General features: G+C 47.5%; 1 rRNA gene. It reads left to right on the top strand.

The window, feature by feature from the left end:
- Positions 1–266 precede the first annotated feature (266 nt).
- Positions 267–1,833, top strand: a 16S ribosomal RNA gene (locus tag FD26_RS10665).
- Positions 1,834–1,898 lie beyond the last annotated feature (65 nt).

Genomic DNA, 1,898 nt, shown 5'->3' with positions numbered 1-1,898 from the left:
ATTAAGTTGTCTCGTGAGACAACACCTAAGTAATTAATGATTTATTTCATTAATTACTTAGAAAAATTATTTTAAAAAAGCCTTGACATCAACTTGTCAGCTTGATAAAATAATTAAGTCGCTGATGAGCGTAAGCGCTTAATCAGCTGGTAGACCTTTGAAAACTGAACAAAGTTTTAACACTAAAATTGTGTAGGCCAACATTTATTTGTTGGATTTACAACGAAGTCAATTCGCTAGTATATTTTTTATGAGTCACAAACTTTTAATATGAGAGTTTGATCCTGGCTCAGGACGAACGCTGGCGGCATGCCTAATACATGCAAGTCGAACGAACCATCCTGAAGATTGAAGCTTGCTTCATGATTCAGACCTTGGTGAGTGGCGGACGGGTGAGTAACACGTGGGTAACCTGCCCAAAAGTGGGGGATAACATCTGGAAACAGGTGCTAATACCGCATAACAACTACTTTCTCATGATCGTAGCTTGAAAGATGGCTCTGCTATCGCTTTTGGATGGACCCGCGGCGTATTAGCTAGTTGGTGAGGTAATAGCTCACCAAGGCAATGATACGTAGCCGACCTGAGAGGGTAATCGGCCACATTGGGACTGAGACACGGCCCAAACTCCTACGGGAGGCAGCAGTAGGGAATCTTCCACAATGGGCGAAAGCCTGATGGAGCAATGCCGCGTGAGTGAAGAAGGTTTTCGGATCGTAAAACTCTGTTGTTGAAGAAGAACATGCGTGAGAGTAACTGTTCACGTACTGACGGTATTCAACCAGAAAGCCACGGCTAACTACGTGCCAGCAGCCGCGGTAATACGTAGGTGGCAAGCGTTGTCCGGATTTATTGGGCGTAAAGAGAATGTAGGCGGTTTATTAAGTTTGAAGTGAAAGCCCTCGGCTCAACCGAGGAAGTGCTTCGAAAACTGGTAAACTTGAGTGCAGAAGAGGAAAGTGGAACTCCATGTGTAGCGGTGGAATGCGTAGATATATGGAAGAACACCAGTGGCGAAGGCGGCTTTCTGGTCTGTAACTGACGCTGAGATTCGAAAGCATGGGTAGCAAACAGGATTAGATACCCTGGTAGTCCATGCCGTAAACGATGAGTGCTAAGTGTTGGAGGGTTTCCGCCCTTCAGTGCTGCAGCTAACGCATTAAGCACTCCGCCTGGGGAGTACGATCGCAAGATTGAAACTCAAAGGAATTGACGGGGGCCCGCACAAGCGGTGGAGCATGTGGTTTAATTCGAAGCAACGCGAAGAACCTTACCAGGTCTTGACATACCATGAAAAGCTAAGAGATTAGTCTTTCCCTTCGGGGACATGGATACAGGTGGTGCATGGTTGTCGTCAGCTCGTGTCGTGAGATGTTGGGTTAAGTCCCGCAACGAGCGCAACCCTTATTATCAGTTGCCAGCATTCAGTTGGGCACTCTGGTGAGACTGCCGGTGACAAACCGGAGGAAGGTGGGGACGACGTCAAATCATCATGCCCCTTATGACCTGGGCTACACACGTGCTACAATGGTCGGTACAACGTGCTGCGAACTCGCGAGGGTAAGCAAATCACTTAAAACCGATCTCAGTTCGGATTGTAGGCTGCAACTCGCCTACATGAAGCTGGAATCGCTAGTAATCGCGGATCAGCATGCCGCGGTGAATACGTTCCCGGGCCTTGTACACACCGCCCGTCACACCATGAGAGTTTGTAACACCCAAAGTCGGTGGGGTAACCCTTCGGGGAACTAGCCGCCTAAGGTGGGACAAATGATTAGGGTGAAGTCGTAACAAGGTAGCCGTAGGAGAACCTGCGGCTGGATCACCTCCTTTCTAAGGATATGGTACTTTGGTACCAACGGAAATACACAATTGTTAAAACTTTGTTTAGTTTTGAG

This window comes from Companilactobacillus crustorum JCM 15951 (genome assembly GCF_001434585.1).
Classification (GTDB): Bacteria; Bacillota; Bacilli; order Lactobacillales; family Lactobacillaceae; genus Companilactobacillus; species Companilactobacillus crustorum.
Note: the sequence above shows the minus strand (reverse complement) of the source record. Positions and strands in the feature narration are given on the sequence as shown.